This is a genomic window from Woeseia sp. D3-10, assembly GCF_055809415.1.
Genome location: NZ_JBVVTW010000007.1, coordinates 2,237,399 through 2,255,598, shown reverse-complemented (window position 1 = coordinate 2,255,598; position 18,200 = coordinate 2,237,399). Strand labels below are relative to the sequence as shown.

Annotated in this window: 14 protein-coding genes; 2 read left to right on the top strand and 12 right to left on the bottom strand. The window is 56.3% G+C overall.

The window, feature by feature from the left end:
* Positions 1-30 precede the first annotated feature (30 nt).
* From AC0L8N_RS10535 to AC0L8N_RS10485, 11 genes are all read right to left on the bottom strand, one after another.
* Entirely contained in the window at positions 31-1,221 is a 1,191-nt protein-coding gene (locus AC0L8N_RS10535; protein WP_473667604.1) for a diaminopropionate ammonia-lyase, read from the bottom strand.
* Between the two features lie 6 nt (positions 1,222-1,227).
* Positions 1,228-2,043 carry a carbon-nitrogen hydrolase family protein gene (locus tag AC0L8N_RS10530; protein WP_473667603.1) on the bottom strand — a complete coding sequence of 272 codons (816 nt, stop codon included), beginning with the start codon at positions 2,041-2,043 and terminating at the stop codon, positions 1,228-1,230.
* Entirely contained in the window at positions 2,040-3,800 is a 1,761-nt protein-coding gene (locus AC0L8N_RS10525; RefSeq protein WP_473667602.1) for a dipeptide ABC transporter ATP-binding protein, read from the bottom strand. The genes AC0L8N_RS10530 and AC0L8N_RS10525 overlap by 4 nt, the downstream gene beginning before the upstream one ends.
* 17 nt (positions 3,801-3,817) lie before the next feature.
* Positions 3,818-4,651, bottom strand: coding sequence for an ABC transporter permease (locus AC0L8N_RS10520; RefSeq protein WP_473667601.1), 834 nt, complete (start codon positions 4,649-4,651; stop codon positions 3,818-3,820).
* Entirely contained in the window at positions 4,648-5,589 is a 942-nt protein-coding gene (locus AC0L8N_RS10515; protein ID WP_473667600.1) for an ABC transporter permease, read from the bottom strand. The genes AC0L8N_RS10520 and AC0L8N_RS10515 overlap by 4 nt, the downstream gene beginning before the upstream one ends.
* Positions 5,590-5,595: 6 nt before the next feature.
* On the bottom strand, positions 5,596-6,945 hold the full coding sequence (locus AC0L8N_RS10510; RefSeq protein ID WP_473670121.1) for an ABC transporter substrate-binding protein: 1,350 nt from the start codon (positions 6,943-6,945) through the stop codon (positions 5,596-5,598).
* 211 nt (positions 6,946-7,156) lie between these two features.
* A complete protein-coding gene (locus AC0L8N_RS10505; protein ID WP_473667599.1) occupies positions 7,157-8,230 on the bottom strand; it encodes a C45 family autoproteolytic acyltransferase/hydolase in 1,074 nt (357 codons plus the stop codon).
* On the bottom strand, positions 8,227-9,057 hold the full coding sequence (locus tag AC0L8N_RS10500) for an alpha/beta hydrolase family protein (protein ID WP_473667598.1): 831 nt from the start codon (positions 9,055-9,057) through the stop codon (positions 8,227-8,229). Before AC0L8N_RS10500 ends, AC0L8N_RS10505 begins: the two co-directional genes overlap by 4 nt.
* A 692-nt stretch (positions 9,058-9,749) precedes the next feature.
* Positions 9,750-11,867 carry a TonB-dependent receptor gene (locus tag AC0L8N_RS10495; RefSeq protein WP_473667597.1) on the bottom strand — a complete coding sequence of 706 codons (2,118 nt, stop codon included), beginning with the start codon at positions 11,865-11,867 and terminating at the stop codon, positions 9,750-9,752.
* Positions 11,868-11,982: 115 nt separating this feature from the next.
* On the bottom strand, positions 11,983-13,359 hold the full coding sequence (locus tag AC0L8N_RS10490) for an aspartate aminotransferase family protein (RefSeq protein WP_473667596.1): 1,377 nt from the start codon (positions 13,357-13,359) through the stop codon (positions 11,983-11,985).
* A gap of 182 nt (positions 13,360-13,541) precedes the next feature.
* Positions 13,542-14,468, bottom strand: a complete 927-nt coding sequence (locus AC0L8N_RS10485) for a GntR family transcriptional regulator (RefSeq protein ID WP_473667595.1) — start codon at positions 14,466-14,468, stop codon at positions 13,542-13,544.
* Positions 14,469-14,632: 164 nt separating this feature from the next.
* Between AC0L8N_RS10485 and AC0L8N_RS10480 the strand changes: the two genes are divergently transcribed.
* Positions 14,633-16,015, top strand: coding sequence for a glutamine synthetase family protein (locus AC0L8N_RS10480; protein WP_473667594.1), 1,383 nt, complete (start codon positions 14,633-14,635; stop codon positions 16,013-16,015).
* Positions 15,999-17,435: an aldehyde dehydrogenase family protein gene (locus AC0L8N_RS10475; RefSeq protein WP_473667593.1), complete on the top strand. Its 1,437-nt coding sequence runs from the start codon at positions 15,999-16,001 to the stop codon at positions 17,433-17,435. The genes AC0L8N_RS10480 and AC0L8N_RS10475 overlap by 17 nt, the downstream gene beginning before the upstream one ends.
* 20 nt (positions 17,436-17,455) lie before the next feature.
* On the opposite strand, the gene AC0L8N_RS10470 is transcribed toward AC0L8N_RS10475, so the two are convergent.
* The gene (locus tag AC0L8N_RS10470; protein WP_473667592.1) at positions 17,456-18,193 is read right to left on the bottom strand and encodes an HpcH/HpaI aldolase family protein; all 738 of its coding nucleotides are present in this window, start codon (positions 18,191-18,193) and stop codon (positions 17,456-17,458) included.
* Positions 18,194-18,200 lie beyond the last annotated feature (7 nt).

The window sequence follows — 18,200 nt, the reverse complement described above, 5'->3', positions numbered from 1 at the left end:
TTTCTTAAGAGACTCATGGTCTCAGCTCCACTACGCCGATAAACGCAACCCGGTAATTTCCGTGTAGGTTCGCGGGTCGGTAGCACCTTCAGTACCGATCAATAAAACGCGCGAACTCACGTCGAAACGAAGACTTTCATACAATTGCCGATCGACGGAGGCCCGTTCGAGCAATGCCAAGCCGGCCCCAGCGCATTCGCCCGCAACGATCCTGCGATCTGCAACGTGCATTTGATTGAGGCTGCGCATTGCCGCCATCGCCTCCTCCTCGCTGATTGTGACGAAAAAGTCGGCAGTCTCCTCAAGAATTTCCCATGCAACAAGTGATGGCTGACCACAGGCCATGCCTAGCATTCTAGTTTCGAGGTTGCCGTGCGCCGTGGTCATTCGTCCGGCAACCGCGCTCTTCAGCAGGCAGGCAGCATTTTCCGGCTCGACGACCACGATGTCAGGTCGTTTCGCACCGAAGCGCGCCGCATAGTAGGCGGCGGCACTTGCCGCCAAGCCACCGACGCCGCCCTGCAACAACACATGTGTCGGCGGCTCATCCATTTGACTGGCGATTTCCTGGAACATCAGTGAATAGCCCTGCATGACTGTCAACGGTACTTCCGTGTACCCGTCATACGACGTATCGGACACCACCTGCCATCCATTCGCTGCGGCCGTCTCTGCTGCGACCCGCACTGAATTATCGTAATCCCCCGCCACGCGCCGGACGTCCGCTCCAAAGCGCCTGATCGCTTCCTCGCGATCACCGCCGACGCCGTCGTGAATAAAAATTACCGCGTGACAACCGAACAGGCCTGCCCCCCATGCGACAGAGCGACCGTGGTTGCCCGCCGTCGCACAGGCGACAGTAATGTCAGACAGCAAGTTACGGTATTGCCCTTCGAGCATGGCCTTTGGATCGGCCCTGCATCCCGTCTTTTGTTCCAGGTATTGCCTCAATACCTCGTTGACGGCGTAAGCACCGCCGAGTGCTTTGAAGCTACCGAGCCCGAAACGGCTCGCCTCGTCCTTGTAAAAAACCCGGCCAACTCCGGTTCTGCTGGCAACATCATTCATTTCGAGCAGGGGAGTTCTGGCATAACCCGGCCACGCTGCAATAGTGTCTGTCGCACGTGCAACGCCGCTATAAACCTGCTGAACTCGGTCCGAATATGCTTCCGACCGCAAACGTTTCGCCGATTCGTTTGGATGAAATCTTCGTTGGGACACGACCATCTATCCTGTGAGTACGCGATTGCGCAGTGACGGCAGGTCGGCGCGGATCTTTTTCTGACGGTCAAAATCGAGAATTGCCGAACAATAGCCGATGCCATACTGGGCACGAGCGATGACCATGCCCCAGGGGTCGACGACCATCGAATTTCCGCACGAGTCACGCGGCACATTGTCCTCAATATACGGGCCGGTCTGGTTGGCTGCGAGCACGTAGCATTGCGTTTCGATTGCCCGCGCGCGGCACAGCACCTCCCAGTGATCCTTGCCGGTCATCAGCGTGAACGCCGCCGGGATGAACAGCACCTGCGCACCCGCGTTCACCAGACGCGTGTAGAGTTCCGGGAATCGCACGTCATAACAAATCGTGCAACCGAAGGTAATACCGTCGATATCAAAGGTCACTATGTCCTCGCCGGCCGCGTAGGTGGCCGACTCTTTGTATACCTTGCCGTCTGGGGTCACGACGTCGAACATGTGGATCTTGCGATAGCTGGCGACAAGTTCCCCTCGCGGATCGAACACCACAGTCGTGTTGTAATAGCGGTCTCCGTCCCGCTCGTTAAGGCTGCCGCCATGCACGTAAATTCCGTGTTCGCGTGCAAGATCGCGCAACATCCGGTACGCCGGTCCATCCGGCAAAGGTTCCGATGAATCCCTTGCCCCCTCAACGGTCCCGCCCAAGTAGGTAAACAGCTCCGGCAAACTCACCAAGTTGGGCGCAGTCGCCTGTACTGCTTCCCCGATCAATGCAGCGGCCTGCTCCAGGTTTGCAGCCTTGTCGTCCCTGGAATTCATCTGAATCACGGTAACCTTCACAACTTCACCTCCGCGCTGATTGATCGTGTCGGGTAAGCCGACACGTAGTGTTCATCGTCGACACAGATGAGCCGGGCTTCCCTGCGTGCTGGCCGCTCATTCCAGCCATCGTAATCATGCCCCGGTCCGGGCACCCGCTGAGTCGCTGTTTCTGGCGCAAGCCGGTATTCACCGTCCGCACGGACCAAGCGCGGTGCCGCGTTCAACAAAGCGCAGGTATACGGATGATGAGGGCGATCGAACAACTGGTTACGCGTGCCAATTTCAACGAGCTGGCCGCGATAAATCACCATCACCCGGCTGGCGATCTGCTCTACGACACCGAGGTCGTGGGAAATAAACAGACAGGCAAACCCATGCTTCTCCTGCAAGCGAGTGAATAGCCGTAAAATTTCCGCCTGCACTGTGACGTCCAATGCCGAGACCGGCTCGTCAGCGAGCACGAGCTCCGGCCCGGACACAAGCGCACGCGCGATGTTCACGCGCTGCCGTTGCCCACCGGATAACTGATGTGGAAATCTCATCCCGAAGCCGTCGAGACCGACGTCATCGAGGGCTTCGTGTACCCGTCTTGCCGTTTCCGTGCGATCGAGCTCGAGATGCCGCAAGCCTTCCGCAACAATATCGGTCAGGCGCATTCGCGGGTCCAACGCTGAATACGGGTCCTGAAACACAATCTGCATGCGACGCCGCAGCTTCCGCAATGCTCTGCCACCGGCCTTGGTTATGTCCTCGCCGAGAAAATTAATCGTACCGGCAGCGGTCGGAACAAGGCGGAGCAGTGCCTTTGCAAGCGTCGTCTTTCCCGAGCCCGATTCACCGACAATCGCCACGGTTTCGCCAGCATGCACAGTCAGATCAATGTGCTCGAGAACACGCGTCGCCAACCGTGGACGCCACGGCAGGCGACGACGGCGAAAGTAGTCAACCGCAAGGTTTTCCACGGTAACCAGGGATGATCGTCGTGCAACAGCCGCAGTGGCGGCGTGGTCTCGTACCGGAATCGCGGCGAAGAGTTCTCGTGTGTAATCTTGACGTTGTTGGTGCAACAGGTCCTCTGTGCGAGCCTCCTCGAGCAGACGTCCGCGCTGCATAACGCCAACTCGGTCTGCGTACTTCGCGACCACGCCGAGATCGTGCGTAATCAGCAGCACCGCACTACCGATGTCCCGCACTGCAGAAACCATCAAGTCGAGTACTTCCTTCTGGATCAGCACGTCGAGTGCAGTTGTCGGCTCGTCGGCAATTATTAGCGACGGGCGCAAGGCGAGTACGCCCGCCAACAGAATCCTTTGGCGCAAGCCGCCTGAAAATTCATGTGGATATTTTGCAAGGCTTTGCGCGGCGTCCGGTACCTGCATTTTTTCCAGCATGTCGACTGCCGCGCATCTACTCTCTTTCTCACTGAGCCCCAAATGCCGTACCTGCGCCTCGGTCAGTTGCCTGCCTACCGTCAAAGCAGGGTTGAGCGATGTCATCGGCTCCTGGAACACCATCCCGATCCGCCTGCCCCGCACCTTGAGCAGTTCCCCGACCGGGCAGTCGAGCAAATCATGCCCGTCGAATACGATACGACCACCGGTCGCTGTTAGGCCAGGCGGCAGCAGGCCAAGGATCGCGCGTGACGTGATGGTTTTTCCCGACCCGGACTCACCGACCAGCGAATAGATTTCGCCCGGTGCAATTGCAAACGACACTTTGCTGACCAGTTCCGACGCTGCCGCGTCCTGCAACGGCTGCACGGTCAGCTTATCCACTGTGAGTAGCACGTCCGTCACAGCCCCGTCATCCTAGGATCAAAACGGTCCCTTACAGCGTCACCGAACAGGTTGAATCCCAGCAACAAGAAAGAGACGACGACGCCGGGAAATATCGCAAGCCATGGGGCAATCGAGAAATAAGTGCGCGAGTCTGCAATCATGCCGCCAAGACTCGGGTACGGGGGAGGGACGCCAAGGCCAAGAAAACTGAGCGCACTTTCCGTCAGTATCGAGAGCGCGAAAAAGGCAGTCGCAAGCACGGTCAGTGAACTGAAACAATTCGGGATGACATGCCTGACTATGGTGTAGACAGCGGAATTGCCCATCGCGCGCGACGCATCTATGTATTCCTGTTCGCGAATTGACAACACTGTTCCGCGCACAACACGGACCACGCTTGGCGTGTACGCAACACCGAGTGCCAACACGACACCAAGCTTGCCTGGGCCGAGAATACTGAGGATGACCAGAGCCAAGAGGATGCTCGGCAAAGCCAGTAACGCATCCATGACGGTCATTACCCCGCGGTCGACCCAGCCGCCGTGGAAACCGGTAAATGCCCCGATAGCCGTTCCCACAACGGTGGCGAAGGTAACGGTCAACAAACTGACATACAAACTGACGCCGGTGGCCGTCAATACACGGCTGAATACGTCACGTCCAAATTGGTCGGTGCCGAACAGGTGAATGGCGGACGGCGCGTCGAGGCGCGCGGCAAAGTCGAGCTCAATCGGACTGAAGGGTGGCGCTATGATGCCCCATGCGGTCAGAACAGCGGCACCACATAGCAACGCGCCGCCGAAGGCGGCATTGGGGCGCCGCAGCCACCAGGGAGCGAACGCCGTCACATTCGCACCCTTGGATCGAACAACGGGTAGAGCATGTCAACAAGCAGGTTGACGCACACATAGATCAAGGCGACAAACAATAGTACGCCCTGCACGATGGCGTAGTCGCGTGCATAAATGCTGTCTACCAGCAGTCGTCCTATCCCCGGGAGCGTGAACACTGTCTCGATGACCGCAACGCCACCGAGCAGCGAACCGAGCATCAGGCCCGTCAGCGTGAGTGTAGGCGCGAAGGCATTTTTTAACACATGCCGGCTCAGTACGATGTGCTCGGGCAAGCCTTTCGCGCGCGCATGCGTCACGTACTCCTGGCGAAGTACCTCGATGGTACTGGCGCGCATCATACGCGTCAGCGACCCGACTTCGACCAGGACAATCGAGAAAACCGGCAGCAGTAGGTATTGCAGGCCCTGACCCAGGTCCTGTGTCAACGACACGTAGCCGACCGTTGGCAACCATTCAAGATAGATGCCAAACACGAGGATCAGCAACAACCCCATCCAGAAGCTCGGTATCGACAAGCAAAGGTTGACCAGAAACATTGTGCCTATGTCCGCCAGCTGGTTTTGTCGCCACGCGGCATAGATGCCCGCCGGTACCGCGATAACTAACGCCAGCAACAATGCAATGCCAACAATCTGGGCCGTTACCGCAAACCGACTGGCAATTGCCTCGGCAACCGGCTGGCCCGTCATCACTGAAGTGCCAAGATCGCCTTGCAGCACGTTTTGCAGCCAAAGCAGATACTGCACGAAAAAGGGTTTATCAAGGCCCAGTGCCGTGCGTGCCTCAGCGAGTGCAATTGGGTCGGCCAGGTCGCCGATCATAAAAACTGCCGGATCACCCGGTACCGAACGGATCAGCACAAAGATGATGACAGACAGGACCAGGAGAGTCGGTAGCGTCAGCAGGAGCCTGGCGGTGATATAGCGGAGCACTACTGACTACTCCCCGTTCTTCGTTACGTTCCAGAGTCGCGGGCGGCCGAGCTGCCACGGCTCATAGCCACGCACCTCTCCACGTACTGCGTCGACCTGGAATTCATTGTAGAGGCCCAGTATAGGAACCTGCTCGATCATCAAACCATGTAAGTGATCGAAATCCTTGCGCTGTTCCAACTCGTTATCAGTCCGCGATGCATGGGCCAGCAATTGCAAAGCCTGCGGGTCACCCCACTGGTAGGCGGGATTCTGGGATTTGTCGCCAAGTATCGTTGCGTAATTCAAAACTGGATGCGTGCGCCCGGAATAGCCGAAGGACATCAATTGAAAATCACCATCGAAATAGTTCGACAGTTGCGTTGCCCAGTCGAGGACCTCAAGGCGCACATTTACCCCCACCGCCGTTAGCATCGCCTGCACGGCGATCGCCGAATCGAACATCGCGGGGAACTTTCGATTTGTCTGTAAGCGAAGCTCGCTGCCGTCATAGCGCGCTGCAGCCAACAGTTTTCGAGCCTTTTCCGGGTCGTAGGCTAAGGCCCGGTCATGTGCTGCATCATGGAAACGACTCGTGCGAGGCACGGCCGATGGATTGCCCTTAGCATGATCAAAGGTGGCGATCGCCGCGACCTGATCAATATTGATAGCGTGCGCCAGCGCTTTTCGAATTCTCGAGTCGGCCAAAAGCGGGTCCGCGGATTGCAGCAGCAATGCCATCCAATAGAGTTGGGGTGTGGAGGCCGTTGCCACATCAGGTACACGCGCCAACTGTGACACTAGGTGTAGTGGCACCTTTGTCAGGATGTCTATGTCGCCGCTCAACAGGGCTGCTTCGGCAACTGCAGCATCCGGAATGATCATGAAGCGGACGACCGGGATAAGCGCACGCTTGCGGCCGGCAAATCCGCTCGGTTCATCGCTGCGTGGCCTATAACCTTGGTAGCGCTCCAGTTCGACGAACTCTCCGCGACGCCATTCGCGCAGGCGGTATGGGCCTGTACCGAGTGGCCGGCGGATCTCACCGTCACTATCAATGCTGTCGGGATGCAGAATCGCAGTAAAGCACTGCACGTACGCCATGCGATCCAGAAACACGGATGACGGTTGCTCGATCTCGAACACGATAGTTCTGTTATCCGGTGCGGTGACGGATTCGATTTTCACGCCGGCGGCATTGCTGCCGTCGTACCAGGTTCGGCAACGCCAACCGGTTGCGGGGTCCAGCATTCGTTGCCAGTTCCAAACGACGTGGTTCGCGGTCAGCGATTCGCCGTTGTGGAAAGTGATACCCTCGCGGAGGGTGAACTCGTATCGTCTGCCGTCGGTCGATACGTTTAGGTTCTCCGCGAGCATCAGTCGTACGTTCAGCTCGGCGTCGTACGCGACCAAAGATTCGAATATATGTTGGTGAACCGTGTCTGTGTCACCGTCGCGGGTAACACCAGGATTCAGACCGCGGATATCAACCTGGATTGCCAGCCTTAGGCTGTCAGCTGGTGATGCGCCCCCGGCACCGAATGCGAAGCAAAACAGATATAGAAAGGCAAAGCGGGTCGGGATTAAATCAGGCAAGTCCGTATTCCGTATAATTTGCTTCGACGTACGGGGCCGGGGCAATCCACAACTTGCGGTCAGTGGTATCCATAATCAAGCTGGCTACGGTTGCCGATTCCGCATCATCCGCACGCTCGGTCGGTGGGCGGCAAACCGAGTTTGGCCAGCCGTAACGATCGGCAAATGCTTCCTTGAATGTTTCTACGGTGATTGCACCGTGATTGCGACGGAGCGTTGCCAAGGTACGGCTGTCACGGTAGAGAGATTCGGGATGCCGTGCCAGACTCAAGTCCACTTCGGTTAGTCGGGCATCCAACGTCTTAAAATGATTCGCGTGCGTAAGCAGCGCATGCTCGGCCAGCAGCCAGTACATTTTGCGAGGTGTCGTTTCCAGGCAGTAGGCCTCGCCATCCGAGTGACTGATCGTCAACGCATGAGAACAGGAATGCTGTGCTTCGAAAACCACAGTGGCAGCCTCTGCCAGTGATCGTTTCAACAGCAGGCGCCGGCGCAACAATGGTGTGGGTATACCATCGCTGCGGGGGTCATCCGGAGTCTGGAGGCCATTGGCCGTCAATGCGATTCCGGCGCTGTTTAATCCGTGTCGTGCAAGTTGTCCTGCCTCGCAAAACGTAAGTACCTGATGTCCATCGCCACAATTGATTCGCAGGACCACGCCGGTCGATACGCACCCCGGACGCCAATCCCAGTTCTGACCGTGAAGGACATGACCATCCGCCGTTGCTGCGGGCAATGCGAGTGCCGCCGTGCACTCCTCGGAAACGTGTGTACCGATACCAAGCTCAGTGCGGGCATTTAACAGTGCGATGGCTTCAATCGGTTGCCCTGCACCGCGTGCTATCGCACCGATCTCCTGGTACAGGTCATCATCAAATTTCTGGAGTACCGGGAGGTATTGACGGGCAGTGGCGAGAACGGCATTCCACGAAGAGTTTCGGCGGGAAAAATCGTCACGGTAGATTTGCAATCCGCGTTCGATCCGGTCGCCGGCCGCGCGCCCGTAAGCGAGACCGCGCATCTCTGCGTCACCTTCAAGTTCAATCAGTGGAAATGCATCGATCACGAGGCTGCTCCCGGGTGCTTGGCAAAGAAAGACTTCACCGGTCCCAAAATGTCGTACCCCTTATGACCGACGCCAGGCACCAGATCGAATTGCACCGGAATTCCGGCAGCCTCGAAGCTGCGGCGCAGCGTGGTCAAACGATCGATGCGGGTTGTGCCGCAATCGTTCACGCCCGGCATCCAGTAGCGGTTGCCGGGTTCGACGGTTATTTCCCAGGTCTCCGTGTCCTCCGATCCGACAATCATTTGCACGGGCGTCGAGCGCATTTCGTCCCAGACGATAGGCAGCTCGAACATATCTTCCATACCACCGATGCCACAGTGCCAGTCTATGTCAGGGTTGAGCAGCGTGATCATCCCAGGCGCGCCGATTGACAACGCGCAGACGCGATTGGCATGCAAATAAAAGAAACGGTGAACAAAGTGACCACCACCGGAAAACCCGTGCAACATAAAACTCTGTGTCGATACTCCGTATCGCTCCTGAATTTCATCAAGCATGGAAAGCAAGACAAGGTCGTATCGCAGCGAGTCCGCCTTCAAGAACTTGTAACTCGACTCGTCTTCCGGATCCGTAATACCGATCGGAAACATCGGGGCAACGATGACGCAGTTGTGCTTTTCGGCGAAGTCGATGAACTTGTCCCTGTAGGTATGCGGTGTTCTGGCAGACCCATGCACCAGAACACAAACCTTGCTTTCGGCCGCAGATTGCAACGTAAACCCTGTGGGCAGGTACATGAAGAAACCGAATCGGGGGTCTGTCTGGCAGACACGGTAGGCTGCGGCGCCTTTTTCGTAGTACCCAAGGGTTCTCGCTTTCAGCATGTCAAGTTTCCTTATTTGAGCTGGCTTCGCTGCTGTTAGTCATTGTCGATATTGGCCGCAGCCTCACAACCAAATGGTATTTTATAAGCATAAAAAACCATTTGCAATCGGTATTCGAGTACGCGCGACTTCGCCTTGACAAGCATCACAACGTACTGACAATCAGCTTCGTCGCCAGCGCAAAGTCGCCGACCAAAGCAAACGCCAGTCCACCGCGAGCGATCACAGTATTCGTGCACAGCGGAAACCCATCCTTTGCCGGTGCTTCTCGCGGGGCCAGAGCATGAGCCAACCTCGTCCAGCCCAAATCATTGACCGTAGCCGGCATCTATACCTGACACGGCGCGCCAGCATCGGCATGTTGCCTAGTTCACAAGCATCCCGCATCTCAGGTTTTCGTTAGGCCGAGTCGCACGTTGCGCGGAATATCAGCGCGACGCAATGACCTGTCCGTGCCTCACGGTTTCATGGTCTGTACGCTAGCGCTGGCATAGCACCGGCGGAACCACCCGCCCTGTAGACTGCCGCCGTGAGATTTGCGCGACAAATCGACATGATTCCGCTTGCACTACCCAGGCGCATCAGGAGTGCTTTCGACAGCTCAAAGCACTTATGGCTTCCACCTGCATGCGCGAGTAAGTCAAGAAGGAGCAGCGAACGGGACACCATAAAGGTCCCGCTCGCCCACTGGCTCAGTAGGAGATCGAGTAGGCGATCCGCGCCCCAAGACCTTTGCCCTTTGAGAACACGCTCGCATCGTAAAAATAATACGAGGCGGCAGTAAAATAGTCTTCATTTGTAAGATTGGAAACTCCCAGCGTTAAACGTCCTCGATTCCCGAGTTTGGCACTGGCCGATCCGTCGACAAGTGTAAAGGGTTCTACTGGCGATTCGGCAAATGCAAGTCGCTCCTCGAAAAGGTTCCTGCCCGCCGAGTGAGTCACTTGCAGACGCAAGCTCCACGTGTCATTTAGGATATGGTTTAGGTAGCCCGTCAACTTCGGCGGATTCACGCGGTTCGAACCAAGGTCGCGATCTACAGAACCATCGCCGTTTGAATCCCTGCGACCTCCCGTCCAGGTAAAGGTAGTGCCGAAATCCCAATCGGGTCCAAGTTGACCATGAGCGGCAATTTCCACGCCGTATATTTCTTCCGGCTGGCGCACGATGCGTAGGTCATTGGTAATTGCTGTACCAAGATTGGATTCTGCGAAGAATGTAGCCACCGTCATCGACACAGAATCACCTTCGTAGCGCAGGCCAATCTCGTAGTTGTCTACAATTGAAGCCTCGAGGCTCGCGGTCGAAAAATCTGTAAACTCGTTCGCCTGTCGCAATACACGACCGACTTCGGCAACTGAGAAGCCCTGTGAGAATGCTGCGAAACCGTTAATCTTGTCACTAAGCGCGTAGGTAAGCCCGATGTTAAAAGTATCCGCAGTGTAGTCGCTTTCACCCGGCGGCACGTCCACACCACTGAATATCCCTACAAACCCCGGATAGGAGATATCAATGGCCTCGTAACGAAAACCGGCATTGACACTGAATGCATCCGAGATTGAGAAAGACGCCTGAAGAAAACCTGCGACACTCGACTGCTTCACTAGTGGCGCCCACGTTCGACCATCAGTCAGATTCTGGCCGGTTTCGTCATTAAGGACATCCACGCCCCAAAGTACGTTGGCATCATCCGCATCTAGAAAGGTAAGCGGCGTCCTAAAATCGAGGCGGATGCCGTTCTTTTCGGAGATGACTCGCGTCTGTCCTCCGCCGGGAAAATAACAACAGTCATACTCGAACACATTCTCGTAGTCCTGATAATACGTTTGGGCCCGCATAGAACCACCGAGCACATCGTCATTCGTGTAGATGAGATTCAACATCAGGTTCTGGTTTGACGAATTGCCCTGTCCTGGCAGTTTCGGACCTTCCTCAACCGATACGGGGATTTCATTGCTGGGGTCGCCTGGGACGAGAATATTGAACTTTGAGTCCTGCTCCTGATTGTAGAAAAGGACGCTACCATCAAGTGATTGCGAACCGGAGGTGTAACCTAGGCGCAGGAATGCACTGTGAATATCCGATTCAGCAAGGCCACCCTCTCCGTTCGGGTTGGGGCGGATGCGGCTACCACCTGCGTCGAAAAATGAATCAGTTCGTTCTGTATAGAAGTCGGCGTTGAACGACATTGCGCCGATTCTGCCACTGCCAGTCTGATGAAAAAACGGCGCCAAACTCTCGTCAACGGATGTCAAGGACAGTTCTGTTCCTACTTCTGTTTGCCAGGCAATCTCTTCGTTGAAGTCACGCTTGGTGATGTAGTTTATGACGCCTCCGCCTCCGCCATTTCCGTACAATGCGCTCGACCCACGGATCACTTCAATTGACTGAATGCTTTGTGGAGAAAGCGAGCGCACGTCGTGACGGCCGTCACGCAAAGGAGTACCTACCGGCACGCCGTCAATAAGGATCGACGGCACTCGACCTCGAATGGACTGATCGAAATTTGATGCGGACCCCCGAACCGAAATTCCAATTCCCGGCACCTGCAGTGCCAAGATCTGCGAAATGTCGTTAGTAATTGCCGATACATTGCGAATTTCTTCCGAACTGATCCGACTTACAGAACCCGCGAAAGAGGCGAGCGAGTCCGGTAATCGTGAAGCATTTCCGAGTACGACTATCTCCTCTAGTTGGGGCTCATCACTATTATCCTGTCGCTCGTTGTCGAGCTGTTGAGCAGCGACCTGTGTCACTGCGACGAATGCACTAATTATCACAATCGCATGATGTATTCCTGTCGTCTTCATACTTCGAACCCCCTGTGCAGACATCCGGTACTGAATGTCATGGTGCGTAAATTGAAGTTGTATGTGCTAATCGTTCTTCGTTTTATTGTGCGTCCCGAATTCGACATGACGCTTATCAAGCAACGTGATCGACCAAGTCGGCTAAGGTATCGTCGAGAGCTGCACGCCAGATATCAGTCAGTTCGTCAACCTCTGCTCGCGTGATGACGAATGGCGGCGCGGCGACGTTGCTGTCGCGAACCGCACGGATTACGAGTCCGCGGCTAAGTGCGTATTCCCGGCAGCGACGAGCCACACCCAGTGCCGGGTCAAAGGGTTCACGTGTTTCCTTATCGCGAACCATCTCGACGGCAGCTAGCAGACCGATACCGCGCACCTCGCCGACCAACGGATGGTCTATCAGGCTGGCAAGGCTGCGCTGGAAGTACGGACCAATATCCGTCCCGACTCGTTCTACCAGGCGCTCGCTTCGGAGGATCCGCAGGTTTTCGAGCGCCACTGCACAACTGGTTGGATGTCCTGAATAGGTAAAACCGTGTACCCATTCGCCGCCCGACTCCAGCAGCAATCGTGCAATACGGTCACTGACCGCGAGGCCTGCCACCGGTAAATAACCTGATGACAAACCTTTGGCGAAGGTGACCATGTCGGGCTTGATGCCGAATGTATCCGAACCGAACCAGTTGCCAGTTCGCCCAAAGCCGCAAATCACTTCATCGGCGATCAGCAGTACGTCATACTTCTTGCAAATGCGGTTAATCTCCGGCCAATAGGTTGCCGGCGGCACCATTACGCCACCCGCGCCGTAGACCGGCTCCCCGATGAATGCACCGACCCTTTCGGGCCCGAGTTCGAGGATGCGATCCTCGAGCAACGCAGCCGCCTTCAAACCGTATTCATCGGTGGACATCCCTGTACCTAAACGGTACGGGTAACAACCCCCGATGTGCGACGCGATTCCAGGCAACGGCAGATCTGACTGCGGATGCATGTCCGTCAATCCGGACAAGCTGGCCGCGGCCATGGTGACACCGTGATATGAATAATCTCTGGAGACGATCAGCTTTTTCGTGGTTTGGCCGGTCAGGTTGCCGTAGAACCGCACCAGTTTGACGACCGTATCTACCGCCTCGGATCCTGAATTGGTAAAAAAGACGTGATTTAGGTCGCCAGGCGTAAGCTCGCTGATTGTCTCCGCAAGCTGGGTCGCCGGTGGCGTTGTCGTCCGAAAAAAGGTGTTGTAGTAGGCCAGCTCACTCATTTGCCGGCTGGCGGCATCGACGAGCTCCTGCCGTCCATAGCCCACGTTTACACACCACAGGCCTGACATGCCATCAAGTACACGATTGCCATCGCCATCCCAGTAATAGATGCCTTTAGCACGGGTAATCGTCCGCACGCCGAGTTCGGCAAGCTCCTTGCCATCGGAAAAAGGATGCAGGTGATGCTTCAGATCCTTGCTGCTCCAGCGTTCCGGATCGACTGCAGACATAGCTATTTTCCCCGATTTCAATGTGGTCTTTTCAGTATTTATAATACCAAATGATCGCAAACGCAAGCACGCGGCCATTGTGCCGGCGCACAGGGAGGCAAGACCGGCTGCTCAATTAACGGGTGAAAGTAAAAAGCTCGGGAAGAAGTACGTCACGCAAAGTGCTCGACGCGACGACAGGACTACCGGGAACGGCGTGCCTTGCTCGATTTTTTCTGCGCAGGAAACACAGCGATCGAATCACGCGCTAGCAACAAGTGTCGCTCCATCAGAGTTGCCGCCCAAACGCGATCGTCACGCTCAAGCGCTTCAATGATCTGGATGTGTTCATCGCTGGACTCTTGGGTTCGCTCATCCACAGCAAAAGACTCGTACTCAACAATGCGACGGAGCTGGTTGTGGTGGCGAACTATCTCCAGAAAGAACTGGTTATTGGAAAACCCAGCGATGGTCTCATGTAGTTCAGCATCATGCTCGAACAGCTGAATTCCGGAATGTCGTCGCCGGCTACCGCCGCCCGGTGGTTTGACATGTAATTGCTTCAATCGCGCCAGTCGTTCGGCATCGGGGCGGAAATTCTTGGATCGAATTGCCGCCGGCTCTATTGCGAGACGAACTTCATAGCTAGCACGGTAGCGTTCAACCGTATTCAGAACCTCGTGGAAGACCCAACCGTGGCCGCGGCTCCTGTGCGCAAACCCTTCCCCTGACAGCCTGTTCAGTACCTTCTGCAAAGTGCCACGCGAAACTTCGTAACGCCGCAACAGGTCAGCCTCGCTGAGCTGGTCGGGTAGCCCTCCCGCGAACCGGTCTTGCAGCAACTGCAGGTAGAGGTTCTCCACACCGGCAATTGGCAATTTGGCCTTTTGCGTATCAAGCTGCATGCCGGAGCGCTTCAATATGTAGCCACTTCCAGGTTTCGCAGCAACGACGTTGCGGGAAGCCAGGTATTTAAGTGCGCCACGCACCGGCGACCGGGATACGCCGAGGGCCTCTGCCAAACCGCGTTCGGTCAAGCGCTTACCGGACGGAAACGCTTCACGCTTACAAAGCTCAATTATCTGTTGACTCAGTTCAAGATGAAGGTCGTTGGTGTGCATACGCGGCATGTTACCCCGAAATTTCCGGGCAGATTGGATCCGAGTGTTGTACCTAGGTCAAGCCGCCTTAAATTAATCGGCTCTCGCCCGATATCGCGACTTTCGGTACTATTGGTGATATAAATACCACACTTGCCTTAATCATAGCACAATAACAAAGGTTTGCGGAGCCAATGAACGAGTCAGGATATCTGTCATTCGACGAGATCAGTCAGTTCGTCAACGGTAACCCTGATGCCGGTGTGCGTATCGGTGTCACCGATGTCGACGGAGTACTGCGCGGAAAAATTGTCAACGGATCCCGCTTTCTTGAAGGATTCCGGGACGGTCTCTCCATCTGCGACTGCACTCTCGGTTGGGATGTGGCCGACCGGCTATATGAAAATGGCGATCGCGCCCCGCAGGTCGGGTGGCAACACGGTTTTCCCGATGCCTCTCTTCGCATTATCGACGATGCGGTTCTCGAAATATCCGACAAGGATGGTGCACGATCACTGCTCGCGCTATGTGAGTTTTCCGGCGATTACGAACTCCTGTGCCCCCGTTCACTGCTACGACGGTCTGTCGAACGACTGGAAAGTGCCGGTTTCACTGCGCTGTGTGGGTTCGAGTATGAGTTCACGCTGTTTCGTGAGACTAACCGAACACTTCACGACAAAGGCTTCCAACGTCTAGAGACACTTTATGACGGAAACTTTGGCTATTCGGGCCTCAAGTCTCTGGAGCATTTGGCGCTGTTCGAGCAACTGCGGGCCAGTTGCCGCAGGTATGGCATAACGCTTGACAGCCTGCACACAGAGAACGGTCCGGGAATTTGGGAAGCGGCACTGCCGCCCGGCGATGCGTTAGTCAGCGCAGATCGGGCTATGCTCTTCAAACTCGCCGTCAAGCAGTTCGCTCGCGAACACGGGCTAACGGCCTGCTTCATGGCGAAGTGGTCAACAAGGCACCAGGGCCAGGGCGGACATATTCATATGTCGCTCCGCGATCGAGAGGGAGATCCCGTATTTGGTGACCCTAGCGACAGCGCGATACCCGGTCCCACGATGCTGTCGTTCATTGCCGGGCAACAACAGCTCATGCCGGATGTGATGCCATTGGTTGCTCCGACGATAAACTCCTACAAACGGCTCGTGCCGGGTACGTGGGCACCGACCTTCGCGACCTGGGGCAAAGATAACCGTACCTGCGCGTTACGTGTGGTCGGTCGGACCGGGAACAGCCTGCGGGTCGAGTACCGGGTTCCGGGAGCAGACGCCAACCCGTACCTCGCACTTGGGGCCGCCTTGTCGACCGGCATGTTCGGCATCGAAGGAAATTTGTCGCCAACCCCGCCGATCCAGGGCAACGCCTACGAACAGGACTTGCCGGATTACGCGGCGTTACCTGACGATTTGAGAATCAGCGCATCCCGTCTTGCAGGCTCCAAACACGCGCGCATGTTGTTCGGCGATGCGTTCGTCGACCATTTCGTTTTGTCAAGGGAGTGGGAGCATCGACAGTTTTCATCGCAGGTGACGAATTGGGAGCTCGAGCGTTATGCGGAAATCATTTGACGAAAAATACGCTGGGGCCACTCAAACGGAACGCGCCGCCGAGTTTGAAATCGTATCGCCGGTAAACTGCCGCGGTTATGCAACCCGACCCTATGCCAGCGAAATGGAAATTTCTGCTGCACTTGATGCAGCAGCGGCAACGGGACGTGAATGGGCGCGACGCCCGCTGACAGAGCGAATTGCGATCTGTCGCCGTGCAATCAAGCTGCTTTGTGACACTCCCGACACCGCATGCGAGGAACTCACGTGGAGCATGGGTCGTCCTCTCGCACAAACGGCGGGCGAATTTTACGGCGTACTGGAACGTGCGGAATACCTGCTCGATATTGCGCCCGAAACCCTTGCCGTACAGGAGAGAGACTGGCGAAACAGTGATCGCGTGCAGATTTGCCGCGAACCTTGTGGTGTTGTGCTTGTTATCGCTCCCTGGAATTATCCATACCTCACAACGGTGAACAGCGTCCTCCCTGCTCTCGTCGCGGGCAACTCCGTTATCATGAAACACGCTCCGCAAACGGCACTGGTGGCAGAAAACTTTTGCCGTGCGTTTCACAGTGCGGGCGTTCCCGACGGTGCGCTCGGCTACCTGCATTGCAGGAACTCTGATACGCAAGCACTGGTCGCAGACAGTCGTATCCAACATGTGGTCTTTACCGGCTCGGTAGATGTCGGCCGGATGATCGCTGGTATCGCCGGGCAGACACTGAAAGGAATTACACTCGAACTTGGGGGCATGGACGCTGCGTATGTTCGTGATGACGCGGATCCGTCCGCTGCTGCTGCGGCTCTGGCTGAGGGTGCATTCTTCAATGCGGGTCAATCCTGTTGCGCAATAGAACGCATTTTCGTGGCCAAGCCGCTGTACCGCGAGTTCCTGAATGCGCTGGAGCGCGAGGCGGCCATGCTTCGGCTTGGGAACCCTTTCGATGATTCCACCACGCTCGGCCCTGTTGTTAGCGACATTGCGGCCAACCGAATCCGAACATTGCTGGAAGAAGCACGCCACGGAGGTGCCAACGTCGTATCGCCTGGCGAAGAAATCGCCATGTCACTGCCGGCCAGCTATCTGCCGCCAGCCGTGGTTAGTGACTTGCCAACGCACTGCCGCCTGTTGCGCGAAGAGGTATTTGGGCCGGTGGTGACTGTGTCGTCGGTTGCTGGTGACGAAGACGCAATAGCGAGGATCAATGCGTCTGACTTCGGTCTAACCGCGTCGATCTGGACCTTTGATCTCGATTCCGCTCGACAACTTGGCGCACGGCTCGAGGTTGGAACCTGGTTTGCAAACCGATGCGATTACCTCGCACCCTGCCTGCCCTGGAGTGGACGAAAGAACTCAGGCGTTGGCTGCAGTCTGAGCGAGCTGGGATACCATGCACTTACGAGGCCGAAGTCCGCCCTCATTTCTGCCGGCAAGTAACCGCGACCATCGGAGGCGCGCTACTTGCCGTCGACAACAAGCTCCCTCTGTAAGCTCACCAAGCCGTCCTGGAACAATCCTAGCTCTTCAGCGACCACGAGATGGCTTGCTCCGAGCGAGCTGGCAATGTGACGCTCGACTGGCGTCCACGCTGGCATCCACCACTCCTTGCCAGCATCCCGCGCAGCGCGGGCAATACGTCCCAGTGCCGCTTCGTCCTCTTCGCTCTTGCGATAGGGCCCACGACCGGAGTCCAACGACAGATCGTAAGGTCCGACGAACAATGCATCGACGGCCGGCAGGCGCGCAATATCTTCCACCGCATCGAGGCTGGCCGCGGTTTCGATCATCGGGATCGACATCACGGTCGCGTTGCACTGGTCAAAATATGCTCCGTCAGGCGCCATAAAACCAGAGGTACGGCCACCGTCAAAACTTCGCGTGCCGACTGGTGGATATTTCACGGCACGCGCGAGTCTGGCTGCATCATCAAGCCCACCCACGTGGGGAATTATGATTCCGTGGCAACCGCGGTCAAGCATCTGCTGAATAGCCTCGACACGAGGCGCTGCAACCTTAGCGAACAAAGAAACATCTGCAGCACGGCAATAGGCGACGAAGGTATCGAGTCGGGAAACGTCGAAGACTCCGTGCTCGATATCCAACACGAAGCCTCGGAAACCTTGGGCGATCGCGATTTCCACGAGCAAGTGATTCGGCGTCGATAACCAAAGGAGGATGTTATTGAGTCCAGGCATAGTGCTT

Coding starts and splice junctions, on each gene's coding strand:
- AC0L8N_RS10510 (WP_473670121.1), bottom strand. CDS start 6,945: ATGCTCGCGGAGAACCTAAACGTATCGACCGACGGCAGACGATACGAG.
- AC0L8N_RS10500 (WP_473667598.1), bottom strand. CDS start 9,057: ATGCTGAAAGCGAGAACCCTTGGGTACTACGAAAAAGGCGCCGCAGCC.
- AC0L8N_RS10475 (WP_473667593.1), top strand. CDS start 15,999: ATGCGGAAATCATTTGACGAAAAATACGCTGGGGCCACTCAAACGGAA.
- AC0L8N_RS10495 (WP_473667597.1), bottom strand. CDS start 11,867: ATGAAGACGACAGGAATACATCATGCGATTGTGATAATTAGTGCATTC.
- AC0L8N_RS10490 (WP_473667596.1), bottom strand. CDS start 13,359: ATGTCTGCAGTCGATCCGGAACGCTGGAGCAGCAAGGATCTGAAGCAT.
- AC0L8N_RS10470 (WP_473667592.1), bottom strand. CDS start 18,193: ATGCCTGGACTCAATAACATCCTCCTTTGGTTATCGACGCCGAATCAC.
- AC0L8N_RS10480 (WP_473667594.1), top strand. CDS start 14,633: ATGAACGAGTCAGGATATCTGTCATTCGACGAGATCAGTCAGTTCGTC.
- AC0L8N_RS10485 (WP_473667595.1), bottom strand. CDS start 14,468: ATGCCGCGTATGCACACCAACGACCTTCATCTTGAACTGAGTCAACAG.